The organism is Sphingobium ummariense RL-3 (assembly GCF_000447205.1).
Lineage (GTDB): Bacteria > Pseudomonadota > Alphaproteobacteria > Sphingomonadales > Sphingomonadaceae > Sphingobium > Sphingobium ummariense.
Genome location: NZ_AUWY01000052.1, coordinates 1 through 22,285, shown reverse-complemented (window position 1 = coordinate 22,285; position 22,285 = coordinate 1). Strand labels below are relative to the sequence as shown.

Sequence of the window (22,285 nt, the reverse complement as noted above, 5' to 3'; positions counted from 1 at the left end):
AGGCGGGCATGCCGGCCCCGGAACGGGCGAGCGCGCCGGACGGCCCGCCGCCCTATCGCCTGCCGGTCGTGGGCCAGCTCGTCACCGGCATGGGCGAGGTCAACGAAAGCGGCGTGCGCTCGCGCGGCCTTTCCATCGCCACCCAAAGCGGCGCGCAGGCAGTGGCGCCCACCGCCGGGCGGATCGCCTTCGCCGGCCCCTATCGAGGCTATGGCCAGATCCTCATCATCGACCATGGCCAGGGCTGGACCACGCTGATCACCGGCCTCCACCGCCTGACCGCGCAGGTCGGCGAATCCGTGCGCCAGGGCGACCCCGTCGGCATCGCCGGGACGGGCCGCCCCACCATCACCGTGGAACTCCGCCGCAACGGCCGCCCCGTGGACATCGTGCCGCTGGCGGGACTGGGATGAGGAAGCGGCGCCGTCCGGCAGCACCCACCCGACGCCCGTCGACCCCGGACGCCCCTCGTCGATCGGCGCTTTTGCGTTGCGCGGCGAATCGCCCTATATTGGACCATTGATGCGAATCCCAGGGACAGCCATGAAATCCTCCTTCCTCCAGGGCGCGCTTGCGCTCGGGGCGCTTGCGCTCATTCCCGCCACCACCGCGGCGCTCGCCGACGGGGAGGCATCGAGCTACAAGGCGCTCGACGAGTTCATGGACGTGTTCCAGAAGGTCCGCAGCGACTATGTCGAGAAGGTCGACGACGAAAAGCTGATCAAGGGCGCGATCGACGGCATGCTCGCCAGCCTCGACCCGCACAGCAGCTTCCTCGACGCCCGCGACTTCGCGAACCTGCGCACCCAGACCGAGGGTAGCTATGGCGGCCTCGGCCTCTCCGTCACGCAGGAGGATGGCGCGGTCAAGGTGATCGCGCCGATGGAGGACACGCCCGCCTGGCGCGCCGGCATCAAGGCCGGCGACTATATCACCCATATCAACGGCGACCTGATCTATGGCGGCACGCTGGACGAGGCGGTCGACAAGATGAAGGGCGCGCCCGGCACCGCCGTCAAGCTGACGGTCGTGCGGCCCGGCCGCGACAAGCCGATCGAGACGACCCTGACCCGCGAGATCATCGAGCTGAAGCCGGTGAAGTGGGAAGTGAAGAACAATATCGGCATCATCAACATCGTCAGCTTCTCGGCCAATACCGGGGCCGACGTGCGCCAGGCGATCCGCAGCATCGACAAGAGCCTGGGCCACAAGCCGACCGGCTATGTGCTCGATCTGCGCTCCAACCCCGGCGGCCTGCTGGACGAGGCGGTGTCGGTCAGCGACGCCTTCCTGGAGCGCGGCGAGATCGTGTCGCAGCGCGGCCGGCAGAAGGGCGATGTGGAACGCTATTACGCCAAGCCCGGCGACGACGCGAAGGGCCTGCCGGTGATCGTGCTGGTCGATTCGGGCTCCGCCTCCGCGTCGGAGATCGTCGCGGGCGCCCTGCAGGACCAGCATCGCGCCCTGGTGATGGGCGAACGCAGCTTCGGCAAGGGCAGCGTCCAGACCATGCTGCCGCTCAGCAGCACCACGGCGCTCAAGCTCACCACGGCGCGCTACTATACGCCGTCGGGCCGGTCGGTGCAGGAAGGCGGGATCGAGCCGGACATCAAGGTGCCGCAGCTGTCCGATCCCGACTACAAGTCGCGGCCCAAGTTCCGCGAAAGCGACCTGCGCCGCCATCTGATCAACGAGATCAAGACCGACAACGCCGCGCTGGAAGAGGACAGCAAGGATGATCCGCGCTTCACCGCCAGCGCCGAGGATCTGAAGAAGAAGGGCATTGACGACTTCCAGCTCGACTATGCGCTCAAGACGCTGACGCGCCTCGCCGGCAAGCCCGGTGGCGTGGTGGCGCTGGCGCCGCCGTCGGGCGGCCGGAAGCCGGGCGCGCGCTGATTCTCGCCCTTCCTTCTATTTCCGGCCCGGAACGAAGGAGGGACCTTCTTCGCGACCCCAGGTTCAGCATGACGACAGCTTTGGGAAGGTTTAAGCGAGCGGCATGAGCAACCTTCCCCTCGCCCGCCTCCTCGCGCTCGCCACCCCCGTGCTGCTGCTCGGCGGCGCCTATGCCTCGCAATATATCGGCGGCCTGCATCCCTGCGAAATGTGCTGGTGGCAGCGCTATCCGCACATGGCGGCGATCCCGCTGGCGCTGCTGGCATTCGCGGCGAAGGGCAATGCCCGGACCAGCGCGCTGTTCACCGCGCTCGCCGCCATCGCGATCGGCATCAGCGGCGGCATCGGCCTGTTCCACGCGGGCGTCGAATATGGCTGGTGGCCGGGGCTGACCACCTGCTCCACCACGCCCACGGGCGGCAGCACCGCCGACATATTGACGCAGATCATGGCGACGCCGATCACGCGCTGCGACGTCGCGCCCTGGAGCCTCTTCGGCATATCGCTGGCGGGCTATAACGGCCTCTTGTCGGTGGGCGCGGCGCTCGCCATCTTGGGGCTGCTGGCAGGCAAAGGACGCAGGCGGTGAGCGCATCGAAGGATTTTCCCCGGCCCGGCCGCAGGGTGACGGACACCGCCCGCGCGTCGATGCTGCGCGTCGACCAGGCGGGCGAGTTCGGCGCCACCCGCATCTATGCCGGGCAGCTGGCCGTGATGGGCGATCGCCATCCCAATGCGCGGATCATCGCCGGCATGGCGGCGCAGGAGGAACGGCACCGCAAGGCGTTCGACGCGATGATCGTGGAGCGCGGCGTGCGGCCGACCGCCCTGACGCCGCTGTGGAACGTCGCGGGCTTCGCGCTGGGTGCGGTGACGGCGGCGATGGGGCCAAAGGCCGCCATGGCCTGCACCGCCGCGATCGAAACCGAGATCGACCGCCACTATGCGGAGCAGCTTGAGGTGCTGGGCGAGGACGATCCGGAACTGGCGGGGGCGATCAGGGATTTTCAGGCGGAGGAAGTCGAGCATCGCGACGCCGCCATCGCCCATGGCGCGGAGCAGGCCCCGGCCTATCCGCTTCTCTCGGGCGCCATCCGGCTGGGCTGCCGCGCCGCCATCGCGCTGTCGAAGCGCATCTGAAAGGAATCTGCCATGTGGAAGCCGTCGCTGATCGCCGCCCTGCTGATGACCGGCATGGCCGCGCCCGCCGCCTTGGCGCAACAGGGCCCTACCCAGCCGGCTGAGCAGGCGCCGGCCGCGACGCCGGGGTCGGAACGGGTCAATCTGGTGATCGTCTATGGCGATGATCCCTGCCCGCAGAGCGGGAGCGGCGACATCGTCGTGTGCGCGCGCAAGGGCGAGGAGGAGCGCTATCGCATTCCCGAGCCGCTGCGGGGCGATCCGAACCAGCCCAGCCACCAGGCCTGGGGCGAGCGGGTGAGGTCGCTGGAATATGTCGGCCGCACCGGCACCGAAAGCTGCTCGCCCGTCGGCGGCGGCGGCGCGACCGGATGCTTCGCCGAGCTGTCCCGCCTCGCCAAGCTGGAACGGCAGGCGGCGGACAATGCGAGCTGGAAGGATCTGGTGGAGGCGGAGCGCGCCAAGCGGCTGTCGACCATCGACGCGGACAGCAAGGCGATCGAGGCGCGTGTCGTCGAGGAAGAAAAGGCCGAGGGCGCGCAGCAACCCGTAAGCGGCACGCCGCCGCAGCCCTGACGGCACGGGGCGCCCCGTGGCGTCTTGGGAAATGGCCGGCGCGCAACGGGCGGCGCGGCGGCGGGTGACAGGGGCGAATTGAGGAAATTGCGATGCGTCTGCCTGTCCTGATCCCGCTGGCCCTGTTGTCCGGCACGATGCTCGTCCCTGCCGCGCAGGCCGAGCCGCCGCAGCGGATCACCAACCTCGTGGTCTTCGGCGACGATCCCTGCCCCACCGGCGAGGGCGACGAGATCGTCGTGTGCGCGCGCCGTCCCGAATCGGAACGCTATCGCATCCCGAAGAAGCTGCGGGAGAAGCCAGCCGTCGCGGGCGGCCGGGGCTGGGGCAGCCAGGTCGCCACCATGGAGCAGACGCAGCGGCAAAACTTGCCCGGCAGCTGTTCGGCGATCGGCAGCGGCGGCTTCACCGGCTGCACCGCGAAGATGCTGGAACAATGGTTCGCCGAACGGCGCATGCAGCAATCGAAGGGCGAGCCCTAAGCGGCTCCGCCCCTGCCCGAGCCTTCCTTCAGCCTGCTGCGAGCGCGTCCATGATCTGCCGGACGGGCGTCACGTCATAGCCGGCCGCCGCCGCCTGATCCGCGATGGAATCCGGCCGGTCGCCGGCGCGCGCCCGGGTCAGCGCCCACAGCAGCGTGCTGCGCGTGCCCGAACGGCAATAGGCGAGAAGCTTCCCTTCACCCGCCTGCGCGATCGCGGCCGCCATGCCGTCGAGCTGCCAGGGCGCGAAGCCGCCATGCGCCACGGGCACCGCCGCATAGCCGATCCCGGCCTCGCGCGCCGCCGCCTCGATCGCCGCGCCATTGACCTGGCCCGGCTCCTCGTCATCGGGGCGGTTGTTGAGGATCATCGTCACGCCCAATGCCTTCGCCTGCTCGACATCGGCCAGGCTGATCTGGGGCGAAACGAGGATCTGGTCGGTCAGCGGACGGAACATGCGGCTTCTCCTTCGCGCTCCGCCATGCGCCGGGACAGCGCGGCTTTCAAGGGGGTCAGGCGGCGATCGGCTGCGCGATCAGTCCCCGTGCTCCCTCGTCGATCGCCAGCAAGGCGAGCGCGGGCGCGAGCGCGCAGGCACCCGGCGCGATCGATTCGCCCATGACGGCCACGCTCCCGGCCAAGGGCAGGACCAGCAGCGGTCCCTGCCCGAAGCCGCAACCGGCCTCTTCGCCGAGCGGGCCGTCGAAGCGGACGAGCCGGAAGGGCGCCTCCCCAGCGAGGACGATCTTGCCCTGCTCCGCGATCGTCCGGTGCAGCCGGTCGGGATAGCGCTCCCCGCTCGCGACCGCGATCCCTTCGTCCAGATGCAGCGGCCGGGGTCTGCCATAGTCGTAGAGTCGGTAGGTGATATCGCTGTTCTGCTGCACCTCGACCAGCGCGATGCCCGCACCGATCGCATGCACGGTATTGGCGGGGATGTAGAAGAAGTCACCGGCTTTTACCGGGTGCCACGCCAGCATTTCCTCGATGCTGCCGTCGATCGCCGCCTGCCGCATGGCGGGCGCATCGACCGGCTCGGAAAAACCGATGCCGAGCGTCGCGCCCGGCTCCGCGTCCAGCACCAGCCAGCATTCGGTCTTTCCCTGCCGGCCAAGCCCAGCCGCCAGGGTCTGCGCGTCGGACGGATGCACCTGCACCGACAGCTTCTCGCTGGTGAAGATATATTTGACGAGCAGGTCGGGCATCGCCTCGGGCGGCTCGAACCAGATCTCGCCGATCCGCTTGCCTTCCGCCCCCGCAAAGGGTGCGGGAAGGCGCTCGCGCCCCCACGGCTTTTCGACCGCGCGGGTGGGCAGGATCACTGGTTGACCGCCCCCGACAGCTTGCCCACTTCCTGCGCCCGCTTGGCGCTGGTAACCAGGATCTCGCCTTGGTCGACGATGACGATGACGTCGTCCAGGCCGATCACCGACACGCGCGGTCCATCCGTGTCGACCAGCACATTGCGACAGTCGACCAGTTCCGCCCGGCCGGTCGCGTGGTTACCGCGCTCGTCACGGCCACGCGCGGCGTGCAGCGCCTGCCAGTTGCCGATGTCGGACCATCCCATGTCGGCCGGCACCATCGCGGCACGCGCGGTGTTCTCCATCACCGCGTAATCGACGCTCTCGCTCTCGATCCGGGCGAACTGTTCGGGATCAGGATGGAAACGGCGGCCATCGGCATGACCCGCCTCCATCGCCGCGCGCGCCGCCGCTGCCAGGGCAGGGCGGTGGCGCGTCAGCTCCTCCAGGAACAGCCCGGCGCGGAAGGCGAAGATGCCCCCGTTCCAATAATAGTCGCCGGAGGCAAGGAAGCCCTTCGCCCGCTCCAGGTCCGGCTTCTCGACGAACCGGTCGACCCGATAGCCGCGGTCGGCGATCCGCGCGCCGCGTTGCAGATAGCCGAATCCGGTTTCCGGCGCCTTGGCCTCGATGGCGATGGACACCAGCCAGTCGTCCGCGGCGAGCGCGGCGGCGGCGAGCGCCGCCTGGCGGAACACCTCGCTGCCCGCGATATGGTGGTCGCTGGGGCAGACCAGCATGATCGCATCGGCGGGCAGGCGCAGCGCGGCGCAGGCGATCGCCGCGGCGGTGTTGCGCGCCGCCGGCTCGACGATCACCGTCGCGTCGCTGCCGCTGCCCAGCTGCCCTTCGACATAGCCTGCATATTTGGCGCCGGTGACGACGATCGGCGCGGCGAAATGGCCGGGATCGGCGCAGCGCAACACGGTCGCTTCGAACAGGGTATTGTCGCCGACCAGGGGCAGGAACGGCTTGGGCTTGGTCACGCGACTGCGCGGCCAGAGCCGCGTGCCGCTGCCGCCGCACAGGATGACCGGAGTAATCTTCTGCAATGAACGTCCCCTGACCTTGATCGAACGCGGCCCGGGCTTTGGTCCGGACCTGGACGGGGCCCCCTCCCCCCGCTTGGCTTGGCTGCTCGCTTTATCCCTAAAAACAATGGTTCCGCTTGTCGACCGACAAAATCTCCCGCCGCGGGCGCTCACCGCATCCGATGCCGTCCGCCGCATGTCGGATGGCGCCGGCCATTTTCTCCTTGCTCCGGCGAGTATCCCATGCACAAAGCTTGCCAATTGCCGGCGGCGGCGTCCGCGCGGCGGCGCAAGGATGAACGGATGGACGACGTGACGATCCAGGACAGGGCAGGGCCGGAAGGCGCGGGACAGCCAAGGCCCGTGATCCCGCAGGAAGTGGGCGAGGGGCTGTCGGTCATCTCGATCGCCAAGAGCTATGACAAGCGCCCGGTGCTCACCGACGTGTCGCTGACCGTGGGCAAGGGCGAGGTGGTCGGCCTGCTCGGCCCGAACGGCGCGGGCAAGACGACCTGCTTCTATTCGGTCATGGGACTGGTGCGGCCCGATCATGGCCGGATCGTGCTCGACCGACAGGACATCACCCACCTGCCCATGTACCGCCGCGCGATCCTGGGCCTGGGCTATCTGCCGCAGGAAACCTCCATCTTCCGCGGCCTGACGGTGGCGCAGAATATCGGCGCGGTGCTGGAACTGGCCGAGCCCGATCGCGACGCGCGCGACGCGCGGCTGGAACAGCTGCTCGATGAATTCGGCCTTGTCCGGCTGCGCGATTCGTCGGCCATGGCGCTGTCGGGCGGCGAACGCCGGCGCTGCGAGATCGCGCGGGCGCTGGCGGCCAATCCCTCCATCGTCCTGCTGGACGAGCCTTTCGCCGGCATCGACCCGCTGTCGATCGCCGACATCCGCGATCTGGTGAAGGACCTCAAGAATCGCGGCATCGGCGTGCTCATCACCGACCATAATGTGCGCGAAACGCTGGAGATCGTCGACCGGGCCTGCATCATCTACAGCGGTCAGGTGCTCTTTGCCGGCAGCCCGATCGAACTGGTCGCCAATGCCGATGTGCGCCGCCTCTATCTGGGCGAGAATTTCTCGTTGTGACATGATCCGGGCCGCCACTCCCTCCGCCTCCCATGGGGCAGGCTCTTCCGGTCCTGACGGGACGGGACACGGCTGATGGCGCTCGGGCCCCGCCTCGACCTGCGGCAGAGCCAGTCGCTGGTGATGACGCCGCAGCTCCAGCAGGCGATCAAGCTGCTGGCGCTCAGCAACCTGGAGATAGAGGCCTTCGTCGCCGGGGAGCTGGAGAAGAACCCGCTGCTCGAAAGCGGCGGCGACGACGACGGCTTCGCCGCACCGGACGGCATCGACCGCGAGGTCGAGGCGCCGGCGCTCCCCGCCCAGGCGGGCGCCGCCGATTCGCTGATCGGCCAGGGCATGGGTGAGGCGGACGCACCGCTCGACGTCGATTATGGCGCGGAAACCTTCATCGACGACGGGCCGGGCGATCGGATGACGGCATCGGCGACCGGCGCCGGGTCGGGCGGCATGGACCTTGCCGGGGGCAGCGGCGAGGCGGTGGATTTCGACAGCTTCGCCAATCCCGAGACCGGGCTTTACGAGCATCTGATGGACCAGGCCCGGGCGCGCCTGTCGGGCATGGACCTCCTCATCGCGACCCAGCTGATCGGCCAGATCGACGAGGCGGGCTATCTGGAGGCGAACCTGCTCCAGACCGCCCATGGCCTGGGGGTGCCGCTGTTCGACGTGGAGCGCGTGCTCGGGGTGATCCAGGGCTTCGATCCGACCGGTGTCGGCGCCCGCTCGCTCGCCGAATGCCTGGCGCTGCAGGCGAAAGAGGCGGATCGCTACGATCCCTGCATCCAGCGCCTGCTCGCCAATCTCGACCTGCTCGCCAAGGGCGCCCTGCCCCAGCTGCGGCGCATCTGCGGCGTGGACGAGGAGGACATGGCGGACATGATCCGCGAGCTGCGCGGCTATGATCCCAAGCCCGGCCTGCGCTTCTCCACCGATCGGGCGGCGCCCGTGACGCCCGACCTGTTCGTTCGCAAGACCGCAGCGGGCTGGAGCATAGAGGTCAACGGCGCCACCCTGCCGCGCGTGCTGATCAACCGCAGCTATTATGTCGAGCTGGCCGGCGGCGCCCAGGACAAGGCATCGAAGGCCTGGCTGGCCGACTGCCTCGCCAGCGCCAACTGGCTGGTGAAGGCGCTCGACCAGCGGCAGAAGACGATCATCAAGGTCGCGAGCGAGATCGTGAAGCAGCAGGAGGCCTTTTTCCGCCACGGCGTCGCGCATCTCAAGCCCATGACGCTCAAGGCGGTGGCGGACGCAATCGAGATGCACGAATCGACCGTCAGCCGCGTCACGTCCAACAAATATCTGTCCTGCGCGCGGGGGCTGTACGAGCTCAAATATTTCTTCTCCAGCGGCGTTGCGGCCTCCGACGGCGACGGCGCGGTGTCGGCCGAGGCGGTCAAGAGCCACATCAAGGCGCTGATATCCGCGGAAGAGCCGCACGCGATCCTCTCCGACGACACGCTGGTCGACCTGCTGCGCGCCAAGGGCATGGACATCGCCCGCCGCACCGTCGCCAAATATCGCGAATCGATGGGGATCGGCTCGTCGGTCCAGCGGCGGCGGCAGAAGGCGCTGCAGGGCCGCGCCGCCTGAGCGAACTGGTCTGAACGGATTTTGTTGACGGCGGGAAGCGGCCCGGCGACATCTGGCGCCGATCGCTTTGTCAGGGAACCGCCTCCTCCATGTCCGTCGCCTATCTGAACGGCCGCTACCTGCCGCTCGACCAAGCCCATGTCTCGGTGCTCGATCGCGGCTTCCTGTTCGCCGACGGCATCTACGAGGTCGCGGCTGTGATCGATGGCCATCTGGTCGACAGAGCATCCCACCTCGCCCGGCTGGAGCGTTCCGCGCGGGAGATCGGCATCACGCTTCCCATCCCCCTCGCGGAGGTGGAGGCGGTGCAGCAGGAACTGATCGCCCGCAATGGCCTCGGCGAAGGGCTGGTCTATCTCCAGCTCACCCGCGGCGCCGATGCGACGCGCGAATTCCTGCCCTCGCCGGGGATCGTGCCCACGCTGGTCATGTTCGTGCAGGCGAAGCCTTTCCTCGACGTGCCCGCCGTCCGCACCGGCATCGCCGTCGCGACGGTGCCGGATATCCGATGGAAGCGGCGCGACATCAAGAGCGTGATGCTGCTCGCCCAGGCGATGGCGAAGCAGGCCGCGCGGGAGGCGGGCGCGCAGGAAGCCTGGATGGTCGAGGACGGCTTCGTCACCGAAGGCGCGTCCTCCACCGCCTTCATCGTGACCGGCGAAGGGATCGTCACCCGCCCCTATTCGCAGGCGGTGCTCGCCGGCTGTACCGGTGCGGCGCTGACCGCGCTGGCGGAGGAAAGCGGCCTGAGAGTGATCCGCCGCCCCTTCACGGTGGATGAAGCGCTGGCGGCCAGCGAGGCCTTCATCACCAGCGCATCGACGCTCTGCCAGTCGGTCGTGCGGATCGACGGCCGGCCGATCGGCGACGGCACGCCCGGCCCGGTCGCGATGCGGATGCGCGCGCTCTATATCGACTTCGCCCGGAAGAGCGCGGCGCGGGATTGACTCCATAATGGAGTGATCGCCAGGATTGCGTCGGCATGGTGTCGATCCGGTGCGATCTCCGGCCATTTCGGTCCCGCTCGCCGGGCGCCGGCGCGCCTTCTGGCGCCGGTGCCGCCGCAAACCATCCGGATCAGAGAAAAAATGGGAATACTCCTGTCTGTTCTTGCTTTATTCACCAGAACAAACGCAGCACAGGGAGCATGTCGATGATAGAGGATTTCTCCTATGCCGCCCCGGCGCGGAGCACGCTTGCGGTCGCCGGACAGGACGGCGCTGGCCTGGTGGTGGTGGCGAACGGGACGGCCCCCTATGCGCTGGAAGCCGCGATCGAGGCGGCAGGGCTGCGATGGCTGGACACGGTCGCGCCGATGCAGGTCGCCGCCCGCTTCGACGCGCCGCTGGCGGGGGATGTGCTGCTGTTCTGCACCGCCGCAACGCCCGACCTTGCCGCGCAGCTGGTCGCGCTGGACCGGCTGGCGGATCAGCGCGCCATGCCGCTGATCGTCGTCGCCGACCTGGAGGATCTGGACCTCGCCTATGCCTGCGTCCATGGCCAGCGTGCGCAGCTGCTGTGCCGGCCGGATCGCGCCGACCTGGTGGCGGCGCTGGTGACCGCCGCGGAGCAGGCACGGGCGAATCGCACCGTGCACGACCGCGACAAGGACAGCGACGGCGCGCGCCTGCAGCAGCTGAGCGAGGAGGTCAGTCGCCTCGCCCGCACAATCGAGGCCCTGACCCGGCGGTCCCGCGCCGCGCCCCCCTCCTTCGATGCAGGACCGCGCATCTCGGATCGATCGGGCGACTATGCGGGCATGCCTGCGCTGTCGCCCATCGGCAGCGGCGAGGCGCGGGCGGAGGAGCCCGTGCACGTCAGCCCCGGCCAGGTGCGCGACCTGCTGCGCGCCCGGCGGATGCGTGCCGACTTCCTGCCCGGCGACCTGTTCGCCGATCCGGCATGGGACATGATGCTCGACCTGCTCGCCGCCCGGCTGGAGCATGAGCGGGTGTCGGTCTCCAGCCTGTGCATCGCCGCTGCGGTGCCGCCCACCACGGCCCTGCGCTGGATCCGCACGCTGACGGAGCAGGGCTTGGTCGAACGGCAGAACGATCCGCGCGACGGCCGCAGGGTCTTCATCTCCCTGACGGAGGAAGCCGCCCACGGCCTCACCCGCTGGTTCGGCGCCAGCCGCCGCTATCGCTGCGCCTGACCGGACCGCCCGAATCGCGGCTTGACCGGCGGCCCGATTGCCCGCAATAGACGCCCTCCGGACGAAGGGCCTCGCCCACGGCACCGGGCGGTTAGCTCAGTTGGTAGAGCGTCTCGCTTACACCGAGAATGTCGGCGGTTCGAGCCCGTCACCGCCCACCATTAAAGACCGGACGCAACCGAAACCGGTTCTCAGTCCGCCTTGGGCAGCTTGATACCCAGCAGGACCAGACGCTCGCCGGTGATCCCGAACCAGTGCGGCACGCCGGCCGGGATCAGGATCACGTCCCCCGGTCCCAGCGTCCGGCTCTTGCCGTTCTCGATCCGGCTGCCTTCCACCAGATCGGCCCGCCGGGCTTCCGCATCGGCCATGGTGCCGCCCGAAACCAGCGTGCCCGCGCCTTCCAGCACGATCGCATATTCCGCGTCGGCAGGGTGGACGGCGGGGCGGCCCGGCTTCTTCCAGATCTCGATCGCCGCCACGGTCTTGCCGTCGCGGACCAGCGGCCGCCACATGAAGCCCTGATCCGGCTTCATCTCGGCGAGCATCGCGGAGACCTGGCCCCTGACTTCCGCGCCGCTTGCGAAGTCCCTGGCCGCATTGGAGTCCGCCCCGGCCGTTTGCGCCACCGCGCCGGGAACCGCCCCCGACAAAGCGAGCAGCATCGCCGCCGGGATCAGTGCAAGGCCCTTCATGACATCATTCATCGCATCTCTCCCAGCGCTGCACGGCACGATGGCACAGCCTCCCCCGACACCGCAATCGCCCCGTGAATGCCCGCCGCCGCACACCCATGCCGGACCCCGCATTCTTTTAATGAACTCATAGCCTTGTGGTGCGTTTACACCGTCATGAGAGATGCGTTGAAAAAGCGTCGGCAGCCATGCTGATCCAGGTTGGTTTTCCCGACGGATCCGCCCGTGACGTGCCGGCGCAGCTTCGTTCCATCTCCACCCCCGCGTCCGGCGGTCCGCCCGCGATGTTCGAACTCGTCCCGCTCCAGTGCAATGCGCTCTGGCAGTTCGTGCGGAGCGAGAAGGGCTGGCAAGCCGTGGGCCGGCGGCAGCTCGTCACGAAGCTCGGACCACCTGCCCAGGAATGGTGGCACTCCATCGTCCAGATGCGCGACGAGGCGGATGTGCCGCTGCGACAAGCCTGTCGGATCGGCAAGGCCTCCCAGCGTCAAAGCCTCTGAGCCCTGGGGGGGAGGCTCCGCCCCCTCCTGAATCGACGGCGCCTCCCGCCTTCACCCCCCGGCACACCCGTGCTAGAGGCGCCGCCATGCTGAACCTGAACGCCATCACCGTGCGCCTGGGCGGGCGCACCATCCTCGACCGCGCGACCGCGGCGCTGCCGCCGCGCAGCCGCGTCGGCCTGATCGGCCGCAACGGCGCGGGCAAGTCGACGCTGATGAAGGTGATGATCGGCCAGCTCGACCCGGACGAGGGCAGCTGCGACATGCCGCGCGACACGCGCCTGGGCTATATCGCGCAGGAGGCGCCGTCGGGCACCGCCACCCCCTTCGACACCGTGCTGGAAGCCGACAAGGAACGCGCCGCGCTGATGGCGGAGGCGGAGCATACCGAGGACCCCGATCGCCTGGGCCATATCTACGAGCGGCTGACCGCGATCGACGCCTATACGGCTCCGGCGCGTGCCGCCCGCATCCTGGTCGGCCTCGGCTTCGACGAGGAGATGCAGGGGCGGCCGCTCGACAGCTATTCGGGCGGCTGGAAGATGCGCGTGGCGCTCGCCGCACTGCTCTTCTCGGAGCCCGAGCTGCTGCTGCTCGACGAGCCATCGAACCATCTCGACCTCGAGGCGACGCTGTGGCTGGAGAATTTCCTGAAGGCCTATCGCGGCACCGTGGTGGTCATCAGCCATGAGCGCGACCTGCTCAACAATGTGGTGGACTATATCCTCCACCTCGAAGGCGGGAAGGTGACGCTCTATCCCGGCGGCTATGACGCGTTCGAGCGCCAGCGGGCCGAGCGCCTCGCCCAGCAGGAGGCCGCCCGTGCCAAGCAGCAGGCGGAGCGCGAGAAGCTGCAGGACTATGTCGCGCGCAACTCCGCGCGCGCCTCGACCGCCAAGCAGGCCCAGTCGCGCGCCAAGGCGCTGGCCAAGATGCAGCCCATCGCCGCCGCGATCGAGGACCCGACCCTGCATTTCGGCTTCCCTAGCCCGCCCGAGCTGCGTCCGCCGCTCATCACCATGGACATGGCGGCGGTCGGCTATGGCGAAACCCCGGTCCTGCGCCGCGTCAACCTGCGCATCGATCCCGACGACCGGCTGGCGCTGCTCGGCCGCAACGGCAACGGCAAGACGACGCTCGCCCGCCTGATCGCCGCCCAGCTGGCGCCGATGGAAGGCTCGATGCAAAGCTCGGCCAAGATGAACGTCGGCTATTTCACCCAGTATCAGGTGGAGGAGCTGGACGTCACCGACACGCCGCTGGAGCATATGACCCGCGTCATGAAGGGCGCGACGCCCGGCGCCGTCCGCGCGCAGCTGGGCCGCTTCGGCTTTTCCGGCGAGCGCGCGACGCAGAAGGTCGGCAGCATGTCGGGCGGCGAGCGGGCGCGGCTGGCGCTCGCGCTCATCACCCGCGATGCGCCGCACCTGCTGATCCTCGACGAGCCGACCAACCACCTCGACGTCGACAGCCGCGAGGCGCTGGTCCAGGCATTGAACGATTATTCGGGCGCGGTGGTGATCGTGTCCCACGACCGCCACATGATCGAGCTGGTCGCCGACCGGCTGGTGCTGGTCGACGGCGGCACGGCCCATCCCTTCGACGGCAGCCTGGACGACTATACCGACATCGTCCTGCGCAAGGCCGACGGGGGCGGCAGCGGCGGTGACGCGCCGAAATCCGACCGCAAGGCGGAAAAGCGCAACGCCGCCGAATGGCGCGAAAAGCAGAAGGCGCTCAAGGCCGCCGTATCGAAGGCGGAGAAGGAGATGCAGACGCTCGGCGCCGAGCGCAGCCGGATCGACCAGGCCCTGTTCGATCCCAAGGCCGCAACCGGCGCGGAGGCGAAGATGACCATGACCGAACTGATGGTGAAGCGCGCCGCGGTCGAGCAGAAGCTGCAGGCGGCGGAGGAAGCGTGGATGGAGGCGAGCGCGGAGCTGGAGGCGCTGTAGGCAGGCGCCAGCCTCCGTTCGCCCTGAGCTTGTCGAAGGGCTGTCCTTTTCTGTGGCGCTCAGAAGAAGAGTAGGGCTTCGACAGGCTCAGCCCGAACGGTGGTCTCTCTTATTCCCCCGTGCCGGTCAGCGGCCCTTCGATCCCGCCCGGCGCGCGCATATTGGCGACGATGTTCCACGTCGCGATGAACAGCGCCGCGATCACCGGCCCGATGACGATGCCGTTGAAGCCGAACAGCTCCAGCCCGCCCAGGGTGGTGATCAGCACGACATAGTCGGGAATGCGCGTGTCCCGCCCGACCAGGATCGGGCGAAGGACATTGTCCACCATGCTGATGATGAAGAAGCCGGTGAAGGCCAGGATCAGGCCCTGCGTCGTCGATCCGGTGGCGATCAGGTAGATGGAGACGGGCACCCAGACCAGCCCAGTGCCGATCGCCGGGATCAGCGAGAAGAAGCCCATCAGCACGCCCCACAGCAACGCGCCGGGTATGCCCAGCGCCCAGAAGGCGAAGCCGCCGATGATCCCCTGGACGATCGCCACCACCACGCTGCCCTTGATGGTCGCGCGCACCACGACGACGAACTGCCGCACCAGCGCGCGCCGGTGATGCGCCCGCAACGGCGCCGCGCCCTCGATCCGCTCGACCAGCCTTTCGCCGTCGCGCAGCAGGAAGAAGGCGAGGTAGAGCATGACGCCCAGCGCCATGAAGAAGCCGAAGGCGCTCTGCCCGATCTGGAAGGCCTGCGCCGCCAGGGTGCGGAAGCTGGCGGTGATGCCGGTGGTGAGCATTCGTTGCGCCGCGTTGAAATTGGTGATGCCCAGCCGCCGCAGCCCGCGCGAGGCCCAGTCCGGCAGGCTCGACTGGAAATCGGCGAACATGCGCGCGATGTTGATCTGCCCCGACTGGAGCTTGCCGTAGACGACCGTCGCTTCCTGGATCAGCGCGCCCGCCAGCAGGATGGACGGGATGATGACCAGCGCGATGATCACCAGCAGCGTCAGCAGCGCCGCGCCGCTTTTCCGCCCGCCCAGCGCGGCCAGCATCCACTTGTTGAGCGGCATGAACAGGATGGCGGCGATGATCGCCCACAGGATCGCGCCGAAGAACGGCTCGACCACCAGCGCGAAGGCCAGCGAGATGATGATGACGAGCACGACGAAGACCCCGTCTTCCATCTGCCCGCTGCCCTGAGTCTCGTGCGTCATGCCCGTGCCTTGCCAGAAAGCGGGACGCCGATCCACTGGCCCTGACAAGGCCCCGCACCGACGGAGACCGCCGGGTGCTTCAAGCTACTGTGCCTTCGCGCTGAAGCCGAACGTCACCACCACCTTCGGATCGAGCCCGCCGCTGCTTTCGCCATTGCCGACGTCGAAGGCGGCGCGCGTGATGCTGGCCGATCCGCTGACCTTGCGGCTCTTGCCGGCGTCCGACAGGGTGAAGCGGATCGTCTGCGGCTTGCTGACACCCTTCAGCGCCAGCGTGCCGGCGGCGCGATAGCTGTTGGGGCCGGTCTTTTCCGCCCCCTTCGCGGTGAAGGTGGCGGTCGGGTGCGCCGCGACCCCGAAGAATTCGTCGCCGCCCAGCATCCCGTCCTTGTAGGCGTCGCCGACGCTCGCGCTCGCGAGGTCGATGGTCACGGCGATGTCGGCCGTCTCGGGATGGTCGGGGTCCATCGCGATCTTCGCGGTCCATTTGGCGAAGCTGCCGCTGATCGTCTCGCCGCTGTTGCCGACCGAAAAGCCGATCCGCCCGCCCGGCTGCACCGTCCAGACCGGTGGCGGGCCGGCGGGAACTTCGGCTTCCGTGGCGTTGTCGGCAACGGCCGCGACATTCGCCGGAGCGTCCGCCGCATTCTCCGGCACGGCTTCCGTCCTATTCTCGGCCTCGGCCTCGTTCGCGACGGCGGGTGCGGCGGCTTCGGCAGGGGCCGGGGCGGGCGCGGGAAGGATCGCCTTGCCCAGCACCAGCCCGACCAGGATCAGCGCGGGCAGGACGAACAGCAGCAGCGGCGAGCGCGCCGGCATCATCCGCCACAGCAAGCCGTCCTTGATCAGCAGATGGTGCCGCAGCGCGCCCGCGACGTGCAGCAGGAACAGGGCGATGCCGATCCAGGCCAGCAGTCCATGCGCGCCCTCGGCCACTTCCTGACTGGCCATCGGCAGGGGCAGGTGCGGCAGCGGGATGGTGCCGAAGATCAGCGTCGGCACCTTGACCTTCGCGGTCGATACCAGCGCCCAGCCGGTCAGCGGCGCGCCCAGCATGAAGACATAGAGCCCCGCGTGCACCGCCTGGGCCAGCGTGCCCTGCCAGCCGCCTTCCAGCTTGGGCGGGCGCGGCTTCCAGGTGCGGACCGCGATCCGCAGCAGGGTCAGCACCAGGATGGAGATGCCGATCGACTTGTGCAGCTGAAACAGGGCAAAGCCGCGCGCGCCCAGATCCTCCAGCGCCCATCCGACGCTGATCTGGAAGGCCAGCAGGGCGGCTATGATCCAGTGCAGAAAGATGGCGGCCTGGCTGTAGCGCTGCGGCATGGGCGGTCCTTCGGGCAGAGAAAGCCGGGACGTTATGCCGGGCGCGAAACGGAGTCCATCATCCCCGCGCGAAACGATCCGTTGCGCCTCAGCGCAGGTCGATCGCCGCGGCCTCCGCGTCCGGCAGCGTCGCGCCCATGATCTTCGCCAGCGTCGGCGCGATGGCGCGCATGTCGATCTGGCCCAGGTCCTTGCCGGCCGGCACGCCCTTGCCCATCAGCAGGAAGGTCGCCTGCAGATGCGCCGGGCCGGGGAAATAGCCGTGCATGCCCTTGACCGGCGCCGGTCCGTTGAGCGGCGTACCCGCGCCCCGGAAGACATCCGTCACCACCCCGGGCTTGAGGTTCACATAATAGGTCGCGTCGGGATTGCCCTCCATCCGCGCGATCTCGGCCCGGTCGGCGATCCGGTCGATGCCGTTGGCGGGATCGGCGGCCATGCGGTCCAGTACGGCCTTGACGCGCGCGGCCAGCGCCTTGTCCTCCGGCCGCGCCAGCACGATCGCCGCCGACCCGCCGGAAATCCAGGGCATCGCGTCCCAGCTGGTCACCTTGCCGCCCTTGTCCACCGCGATCAGCCCGGCGTCGATGAAGGCGCGGAAGAAGCTGACGAAGCGGTTGGTCGCCTCGAACCCGTGGTCGCTGACCACGGCGATGACGGCGTCGGGGTGCGCCTGTCGCTCGGCCGCGACCAGCCAGCCGACGATCGCGTCGATCCTTTCCAGCACCGCATGGGCCTCGGGCGTGTCCGGCCCTTGGGCATGCTGCTCATGGTCGAGCGCGGTGAGGTAGACGGTCAGGAAATCGGGCTTGTGCGCCGCGATCAGCGCGCCGGCGAAGCGGCCGCGATTCTCGTCCCCTGCCAGGCTTTCGTCGATCCCCATCGCATAGGGCTGGCCGACCGCCTTTTCCAGATCGGCCTTCAGGCCCGGCGTCGCCAGCGCGTCGAGCAGCAGCGCGTCGTCGGCATGGCCTGTGCGCCAGATCTGCGGCAGGTTCCAGGTCACGCCCTTCGCCGCCACGCTGACCGGCCAGTGGATGTTGCCGGTGGAAAGCCCGGCCTTTGCCGCCGCCTGCCATAGCGTCGGCACCTTGACGTCCTGCGCATACCAGTACCAGCCGCCCTGGTTGATCTGCATCGGATCGAAGCTGTTGTTACTGACGATCCCGTGCCGCGCCGGCGCCACGCCGGTCATCAGCGTGGTGTGGCTGGGATAGGTCAGCGTCGGTAGCACTCCGGTGACGCCGGAGGCATGAGTCCCCTCCGTCACGAAGCGCCGCAGGTTGGGAAGCGAAAGGCCGCGTTTCTGCGCCTCCAGCACGTCGCCGGGCCGCAGCCCGTCGATGGAGATCAGCAGCACCGGCTCGGCCAGTGCCGCCGTCGGCACGCAGCTTGCCATGGCAAGGGCGAGAAACGCGGTCTTCTTCATGCAATCATCCCCGGCACCGGCCGTCCCGCGGGGGCGCGGGGGACGGCCGGTTCATATGGTCAGAACCCAGCCTTCAGCGTCGCGAAGAACTGCTGCGGCGCGCCCACCAGCAGCGTCTGCGCGTCGCCGCTGTTGCCGAAGCCGCCCGATCCGATCGTGCCGACATAGCGCTTGTCGAACAGGTTGGTGGCATTGAGCTGCACCTCGATCTTGTCGGTGAAGCGGTAGCCGACGCTGGCATCGACCAGCACCCGGCCCGGCACCGACACGTCGTTGGTATAGCTGTAGTAGCGGCGCGACATGTAGTTGACGCCGACGCGGAAGAAGCGCTGGCCGTCGTCATAGTTCAGCTCGCCGCGCGCCATGTGCTTGGGGCTGTCGACCACGGTCTTGTCCTTGATCGCCGCCACCAGCGTGCCGTCCGAGCTGTTCAGCACGTCGTCGCGATAGGTCGCGTCGGTGTAGCTGTAGGAGCCGTAGAGGCTGAAGGCGCGGCCGATCTTCAGGGTGCCCGCCGCTTCCACGCCGACGGAGCGCACGCCGCCGACATTCTGGAGCGCCGAGGCGAGGCCCTGGATCGGGCTGCCCACCTGCACCGCCAGCAGGCGGTTGCGGAAGTTCACCAGATAGGCGCCGAGCACGCCGTTGAAGCGCGGGGTGTTGTAGCGCAGGCCGAGCTCGTAGGTGTCGGACGCCTCCGGCTTCAGGTCGTCCTTGATCGCGTCGAAGCCCGCCTGGCTGGTCGAGAAGGGACCGGTCGTGGTGGCGCTGGCGAAGGCGCGGGTCACCTGGGTGAAGCCGCCGAAGACTTCCATTTCCGGGGTCAGCTCGACCGCGAAGCCGGCATGCGGCTGGAACCAGTCCTCGACCTTGATCTTGCCCTCCGGGAAGGTCGACGACACGATGGATTCGGCCTTGTTGTCGACCTTGAAGCCCTTCCAGCCCAGGTTGATCGTCACCATGCCCAGGTCGATCTTGTCCTGCACATAATATTGCAGCGTGTCGGTGGTGAAGTCGAACTCCCACTGGGTCGCGAAGGGGTTCTTGGGATAGTCGCGGAACGACAGGCCCGGCTCGGTCCGGCTGGCGAAGGCGTAGAAGCGGCGGGCCTGGTTGAACTTGTTGTTCTCGTACCAGGCGCCGACGCTGAAGTTCTGGATGCCCAGCGCGAAGTCCACGCTGCCGAAGGCGCCGATCCGGTCCATCTGATATTCGGTGGTGCGCACCGACATCGGCACGCCGTTGGGGCTCGGCGTATAGGGCGTCGCCCACAGGCCCATGCCCTCGTTATTGTGGTAATAGACCTTCAGCTTCGCGCTGGCCTTCTCGCCGATCGGGGTGGAGACGCCGACCGCGCCCAGCCAGTCCTTGCGCAGGCCCGCCGCGTCATAATAGGCGTCGTCGGCGCTGGTGACGTTGCCGGGATAGACCTGCCCGCCCGCGACCGGCGCGCCGCTATAGTCGAAACGGCCGTCGGGGAAGGGCGACCCGCCGCTGTTGCTGACCTTGTCGACGTCGTTCAGGCGGCTGGCATAGTCGATCGCGCGGGCATAATCGGGATAGGTGTTGTCCCAGTCCCAGCCCAGGCGGCGGATCATGCCCATCGACATGTCCTGATAGTCCTGCTCGCGCCGGTCGGAATAGCTGAGCCAGCCGTCGACCGTGGCCTCGCCGACCGGGATCACGACCTTCGCATTGCCCATATGCTGGTCCTGCGTGCCGGTGCCCTTGTACTTGTCGGTCGAGCCGTAGCCGTAGGATACATAGCCGCGGATACCGTCGCGCGTGCCCAGCGCCAGGCGGCCGAAGGCGCGCCACGTCTCGTTGCTGCCATAGGTCAGGTTGCCCTGCGCGCCCAGCGAACCGCCGCTCAGATAGTCGGCCGGATCGGCGGAGAAGGTCTCGACCGTGCCGCCCAGATTGCCGGTCGACTGGGTGCCGAGCGAGCCGGCGCCCTGGCTGACGCGCACGCTGCCGATATTCTCGGAACTGATCGCGCGGGTGATATGCAGGCCGTTATGGTTGCCATAGCTCATGTCGCCCAGCGGAATGCCGTCAAAGGTGAAGCCGAGCTGGTTCTGGTTGAAGCTGCGGATGGTGACGCGCTGCGACCATTCATAATTGCCGAAGGGGTCGGCCGACTGGAAGTTGACGCTCGGCAGCTTCTCGATCGCCTTGAGCGCATTGGTGCCCGGCGTCAGCGTCAGGATGTCCTTCGCCTGAAGTTCCTGCACCTGCCGGGTTTCGCCCCGGCCGAACACGACGATCTCGCCCTCGGCGGCGGCTGCGTCGGCGACGGGTGCCGCATCCTGGGCGAAGGCGGGCGTCGCGGCCAGGATCGTGGACGCAAGCAGGCTGGCAATGGTGAAGCGCATGGGTTCCCCTTTGGACATTGGTCTCGTTGGGGGCGCCTCTAGGCCTGCTATGTTGCACTGCAATGTGGTTGCGTTGACAGTATGAAGACAGGTTCGTGACAGGCCCGTCATGATTGATAGAAGGGCATCAAGCCTGCCATTTCTGTGTCATAAAGGCCGCACTGTGCCGATATTTCACGGGGCGATTTGCATCCGTGCCGGCGAAGACTAAGAGGCGTATCGAACCTCATCAGCGGAACAGGACATATGGCCAAACCCGACGCCTGGCGCTTCGATCCGGAAGCCTATCGCTTCACCACCAGCATCGATACCCGCTTCCAGGACGTCGACACGATGGGCCATATCAACAATGTGGCGATATCGGGCATTTTCGAAACCGCACGCATCCGCTTCCACCATCATCTCGGCCGGCATCCGCAGGAACAGGGCGTGCGCTGGCTGGTCGCCGCGGTGTCCCTCAACTTCATCGAGGAAGCGCATTTCCCCTATCCGTTCGAGGTCCGCTGCGCCATCGGCCATATCGGCCGCACCAGCTGGACGATCAGCTCGGCGGGATTCCAGAAGGGCGTGTGCGTCGCGACCTGCGACACGACGGTCGTCACCCACGGGGCGGAGGGCCGCCGCACCATCGACGAGACGCTGCGCGAGGCGATGGAGATGAACTTCATCCGCCAGCCGCAATAGCGCGGAAATCCATTCATCCCCGCTCGGGCCGAGCCTGTCGAAGCCTTTTCTCTCTTCTTCCTGAAGAGGAAAAAATGAGCCCCTCGACAAGCTCAGGGCGAACGGGTGAGAGATTTTCAGAATCGGCAAACGGCCGCGTCCGCCAAAGAGAGAGTCAGGCGAAGCCGTGCATCCGCCGCGTCCATTGGAAGGCGATGACGGCGCCCTTCACGGGCTGGATCAACAGCGCGGCCAGGATCACCGCCAGGACCGGCCAGATCGCCGCCTGCCATCCCAGCGGGATCGACAGCGCCGCATTCACCTCGATCATCAGCGGCACCAGGATATGGCCCAGCAGCAGGATCACGATATAGGAGGGGAAATCGTCGGCCTGGTGCACATCCCATCGCTGGCCGCATTGGGCGCAGGCATGGACCGGCCGCAGGAAGCCGGCGAACAGCCGCCCCTCGCCGCAGGACGGGCAGCGCCCGCGCAGGGCAAGCATCGCGGCAGGCCGGAAAGGTCGCTCTCTCTTCTGCTCCGGTGCGGGGTCGCTCATGCCCCTGCGCTAGGCGGTTGGACGCCGCAACGCAACGGATTGTGCGCTGATCGCCCTTTCGCGCGGCCCAAAGGCTGGTAAGAGGACGCCATGCGTCTGCCCGGCCCCCACGAAGCCTTCTGCCTGTTCGACGACGCCCGGCATCGCGGGCCGGCTCCTGCCCGGCTTTACCGCGACCCGGTGGACGTGGTCGCCGCTTGGCGGCAGGAGGAGGTGCAACCGGCGCTCGATCGCCTCGCCGACGCGCGCGAGGCGGGCCTGCACGCGGCCGGCTACCTGACCTATGAGG

The 22,285-nt window shown here is 68.2% G+C and carries 22 protein-coding genes, 1 tRNA gene and 1 pseudogene; 15 read left to right on the top strand and 9 right to left on the bottom strand.

The genetic code is table 11. The features are described from left to right. The 6 genes from M529_RS31435 to M529_RS31410 form a co-directional block, all read left to right on the top strand. Window positions 1-413: murein hydrolase activator EnvC family protein (locus tag M529_RS31435; RefSeq protein WP_021317227.1), on the top strand; the 413-nt coding region annotated here is incomplete at its 5' end. A gap of 130 nt (window positions 414-543) precedes the next feature. After that, complete coding sequence (locus tag M529_RS31430) at window positions 544-1,899, top strand: S41 family peptidase (protein WP_021317226.1); 1,356 nt, start codon at window positions 544-546, stop codon at window positions 1,897-1,899. A gap of 103 nt (window positions 1,900-2,002) precedes the next feature. Then, window positions 2,003-2,488, top strand: coding sequence for a disulfide bond formation protein B (locus M529_RS31425; protein ID WP_021317225.1), 486 nt, complete (start codon window positions 2,003-2,005; stop codon window positions 2,486-2,488). Beyond that, window positions 2,485-3,039, top strand: a complete 555-nt coding sequence (locus M529_RS31420) for a demethoxyubiquinone hydroxylase family protein (RefSeq protein WP_021317224.1) — start codon at window positions 2,485-2,487, stop codon at window positions 3,037-3,039. Before M529_RS31425 ends, M529_RS31420 begins: the two co-directional genes overlap by 4 nt. A 12-nt stretch (window positions 3,040-3,051) precedes the next feature. Beyond that, entirely contained in the window at window positions 3,052-3,615 is a 564-nt protein-coding gene (locus M529_RS31415) for a hypothetical protein (protein WP_021317223.1), read from the top strand. A 92-nt stretch (window positions 3,616-3,707) separates the two neighbouring features. Beyond that, on the top strand, window positions 3,708-4,097 hold the full coding sequence (locus M529_RS31410; RefSeq protein ID WP_021317222.1) for a hypothetical protein: 390 nt from the start codon (window positions 3,708-3,710) through the stop codon (window positions 4,095-4,097). Between the two features lie 28 nt (window positions 4,098-4,125). Here the strand turns inward: M529_RS31410 and M529_RS31405 are convergent, their stop codons facing one another. Genes M529_RS31405 through M529_RS31395 form a run of 3 tightly spaced genes read right to left on the bottom strand, consistent with a single transcriptional unit; the run spans window position 4,126 to window position 6,453 of the window. Further along, the gene (locus M529_RS31405; RefSeq protein WP_021317221.1) at window positions 4,126-4,554 is read right to left on the bottom strand and encodes a TIGR01244 family sulfur transferase; all 429 of its coding nucleotides are present in this window, start codon (window positions 4,552-4,554) and stop codon (window positions 4,126-4,128) included. 55 nt (window positions 4,555-4,609) lie between these two features. Continuing rightward, on the bottom strand, window positions 4,610-5,419 hold the full coding sequence (locus tag M529_RS31400; RefSeq protein ID WP_021317220.1) for a class I mannose-6-phosphate isomerase: 810 nt from the start codon (window positions 5,417-5,419) through the stop codon (window positions 4,610-4,612). After that, window positions 5,416-6,453 (bottom strand): mannose-1-phosphate guanylyltransferase, encoded by a 1,038-nt coding sequence (locus M529_RS31395; RefSeq protein WP_021317219.1) that lies wholly within the window; start codon window positions 6,451-6,453, stop codon window positions 5,416-5,418. Before M529_RS31395 ends, M529_RS31400 begins: the two co-directional genes overlap by 4 nt. A 282-nt stretch (window positions 6,454-6,735) precedes the next feature. On the opposite strand from M529_RS31395, the gene lptB reads away from it, so the two are divergent. The 5 genes from lptB (at window position 6,736) to M529_RS31370 (ending at window position 11,445) form a co-directional block, all read left to right on the top strand. Beyond that, window positions 6,736-7,536, top strand: coding sequence for an LPS export ABC transporter ATP-binding protein (gene lptB / locus M529_RS31390; protein WP_021317217.1), 801 nt, complete (start codon window positions 6,736-6,738; stop codon window positions 7,534-7,536). A gap of 75 nt (window positions 7,537-7,611) precedes the next feature. Beyond that, complete coding sequence (gene rpoN / locus M529_RS31385; RefSeq protein WP_021317216.1) at window positions 7,612-9,129, top strand: RNA polymerase factor sigma-54; 1,518 nt, start codon at window positions 7,612-7,614, stop codon at window positions 9,127-9,129. A gap of 89 nt (window positions 9,130-9,218) precedes the next feature. Next, window positions 9,219-10,076 carry a D-amino-acid transaminase gene (locus M529_RS31380; protein WP_021317215.1) on the top strand — a complete coding sequence of 286 codons (858 nt, stop codon included), beginning with the start codon at window positions 9,219-9,221 and terminating at the stop codon, window positions 10,074-10,076. Window positions 10,077-10,282: 206 nt separating this feature from the next. Further along, entirely contained in the window at window positions 10,283-11,284 is a 1,002-nt protein-coding gene (locus tag M529_RS31375; protein WP_031294674.1) for a winged helix DNA-binding protein, read from the top strand. A gap of 85 nt (window positions 11,285-11,369) precedes the next feature. After that, a tRNA-Val gene (locus M529_RS31370) sits at window positions 11,370-11,445 on the top strand. Window positions 11,446-11,475: 30 nt separating this feature from the next. Here the strand turns inward: M529_RS31370 and M529_RS31365 are convergent. Further along, a complete protein-coding gene (locus M529_RS31365) occupies window positions 11,476-11,991 on the bottom strand; it encodes a cupin domain-containing protein (protein WP_084490941.1) in 516 nt (171 codons plus the stop codon). A gap of 176 nt (window positions 11,992-12,167) precedes the next feature. On the opposite strand from M529_RS31365, the gene M529_RS31360 reads away from it, so the two are divergent. Continuing rightward, the gene (locus M529_RS31360) at window positions 12,168-12,479 is read left to right on the top strand and encodes a hypothetical protein (protein WP_021317212.1); all 312 of its coding nucleotides are present in this window, start codon (window positions 12,168-12,170) and stop codon (window positions 12,477-12,479) included. An 86-nt stretch (window positions 12,480-12,565) separates the two neighbouring features. After that, window positions 12,566-14,434, top strand: coding sequence for an ABC-F family ATP-binding cassette domain-containing protein (locus tag M529_RS31355; RefSeq protein ID WP_021317211.1), 1,869 nt, complete (start codon window positions 12,566-12,568; stop codon window positions 14,432-14,434). Window positions 14,435-14,543: 109 nt separating this feature from the next. Here M529_RS31355 and M529_RS31350 read toward each other — a convergent pair whose 3' ends face one another. From M529_RS31350 to M529_RS31335, 4 genes are all read right to left on the bottom strand, one after another. Beyond that, entirely contained in the window at window positions 14,544-15,644 is a 1,101-nt protein-coding gene (locus M529_RS31350; RefSeq protein ID WP_021317210.1) for an AI-2E family transporter, read from the bottom strand. A gap of 84 nt (window positions 15,645-15,728) precedes the next feature. Then, on the bottom strand, window positions 15,729-16,970 hold the full coding sequence (locus M529_RS31345; RefSeq protein WP_021317209.1) for a YceI family protein: 1,242 nt from the start codon (window positions 16,968-16,970) through the stop codon (window positions 15,729-15,731). 88 nt (window positions 16,971-17,058) lie between these two features. Beyond that, window positions 17,059-18,399 carry an alkaline phosphatase family protein gene (locus tag M529_RS31340; RefSeq protein WP_021317208.1) on the bottom strand — a complete coding sequence of 447 codons (1,341 nt, stop codon included), beginning with the start codon at window positions 18,397-18,399 and terminating at the stop codon, window positions 17,059-17,061. Window positions 18,400-18,458: 59 nt separating this feature from the next. After that, window positions 18,459-20,774: a TonB-dependent receptor gene (locus tag M529_RS31335; RefSeq protein WP_021317207.1), complete on the bottom strand. Its 2,316-nt coding sequence runs from the start codon at window positions 20,772-20,774 to the stop codon at window positions 18,459-18,461. Window positions 20,775-21,020: 246 nt separating this feature from the next. On the opposite strand from M529_RS31335, the gene M529_RS31330 reads away from it, so the two are divergent. Then, window positions 21,021-21,458 (top strand): acyl-CoA thioesterase, encoded by a 438-nt coding sequence (locus tag M529_RS31330; RefSeq protein WP_021317206.1) that lies wholly within the window; start codon window positions 21,021-21,023, stop codon window positions 21,456-21,458. A gap of 154 nt (window positions 21,459-21,612) precedes the next feature. Here the strand turns inward: M529_RS31330 and M529_RS31325 are convergent, their stop codons facing one another. After that, the gene (locus tag M529_RS31325) at window positions 21,613-21,996 is read right to left on the bottom strand and encodes a DUF983 domain-containing protein (RefSeq protein ID WP_031294670.1); all 384 of its coding nucleotides are present in this window, start codon (window positions 21,994-21,996) and stop codon (window positions 21,613-21,615) included. Between the two features lie 90 nt (window positions 21,997-22,086). Between M529_RS31325 and M529_RS31320 the strand changes: the two are divergent. Then, window positions 22,087-22,285: pseudogene (locus M529_RS31320) on the top strand (aminodeoxychorismate synthase component I); the annotation flags it as partial.

Bases quoted from the DNA above. Each gene is read 5' to 3' on its own strand.
- M529_RS31430 (WP_021317226.1), top strand. From the start codon at position 544: ATGAAATCCTCCTTCCTCCAGGGCGCGCTTGCGCTCGGGGCGCTTGCG.
- M529_RS31425 (WP_021317225.1), top strand. From the start codon at position 2,003: ATGAGCAACCTTCCCCTCGCCCGCCTCCTCGCGCTCGCCACCCCCGTG.
- M529_RS31415 (WP_021317223.1), top strand. From the start codon at position 3,052: ATGTGGAAGCCGTCGCTGATCGCCGCCCTGCTGATGACCGGCATGGCC.
- M529_RS31410 (WP_021317222.1), top strand. From the start codon at position 3,708: ATGCGTCTGCCTGTCCTGATCCCGCTGGCCCTGTTGTCCGGCACGATG.
- M529_RS31405 (WP_021317221.1), bottom strand. From the start codon at position 4,554: ATGTTCCGTCCGCTGACCGACCAGATCCTCGTTTCGCCCCAGATCAGC.
- lptB (WP_021317217.1), top strand. From the start codon at position 6,736: ATGGACGACGTGACGATCCAGGACAGGGCAGGGCCGGAAGGCGCGGGA.
- rpoN (WP_021317216.1), top strand. From the start codon at position 7,612: ATGGCGCTCGGGCCCCGCCTCGACCTGCGGCAGAGCCAGTCGCTGGTG.
- M529_RS31380 (WP_021317215.1), top strand. From the start codon at position 9,219: ATGTCCGTCGCCTATCTGAACGGCCGCTACCTGCCGCTCGACCAAGCC.
- M529_RS31375 (WP_031294674.1), top strand. From the start codon at position 10,283: ATGATAGAGGATTTCTCCTATGCCGCCCCGGCGCGGAGCACGCTTGCG.
- M529_RS31365 (WP_084490941.1), bottom strand. From the start codon at position 11,991: ATGAATGATGTCATGAAGGGCCTTGCACTGATCCCGGCGGCGATGCTG.
- M529_RS31360 (WP_021317212.1), top strand. From the start codon at position 12,168: ATGCTGATCCAGGTTGGTTTTCCCGACGGATCCGCCCGTGACGTGCCG.
- M529_RS31355 (WP_021317211.1), top strand. From the start codon at position 12,566: ATGCTGAACCTGAACGCCATCACCGTGCGCCTGGGCGGGCGCACCATC.
- M529_RS31350 (WP_021317210.1), bottom strand. From the start codon at position 15,644: ATGACGCACGAGACTCAGGGCAGCGGGCAGATGGAAGACGGGGTCTTC.
- M529_RS31345 (WP_021317209.1), bottom strand. From the start codon at position 16,970: ATGCCGCAGCGCTACAGCCAGGCCGCCATCTTTCTGCACTGGATCATA.
- M529_RS31340 (WP_021317208.1), bottom strand. From the start codon at position 18,399: ATGAAGAAGACCGCGTTTCTCGCCCTTGCCATGGCAAGCTGCGTGCCG.
- M529_RS31335 (WP_021317207.1), bottom strand. From the start codon at position 20,774: ATGCGCTTCACCATTGCCAGCCTGCTTGCGTCCACGATCCTGGCCGCG.
- M529_RS31330 (WP_021317206.1), top strand. From the start codon at position 21,021: ATGGCCAAACCCGACGCCTGGCGCTTCGATCCGGAAGCCTATCGCTTC.
- M529_RS31325 (WP_031294670.1), bottom strand. From the start codon at position 21,996: ATGAGCGACCCCGCACCGGAGCAGAAGAGAGAGCGACCTTTCCGGCCT.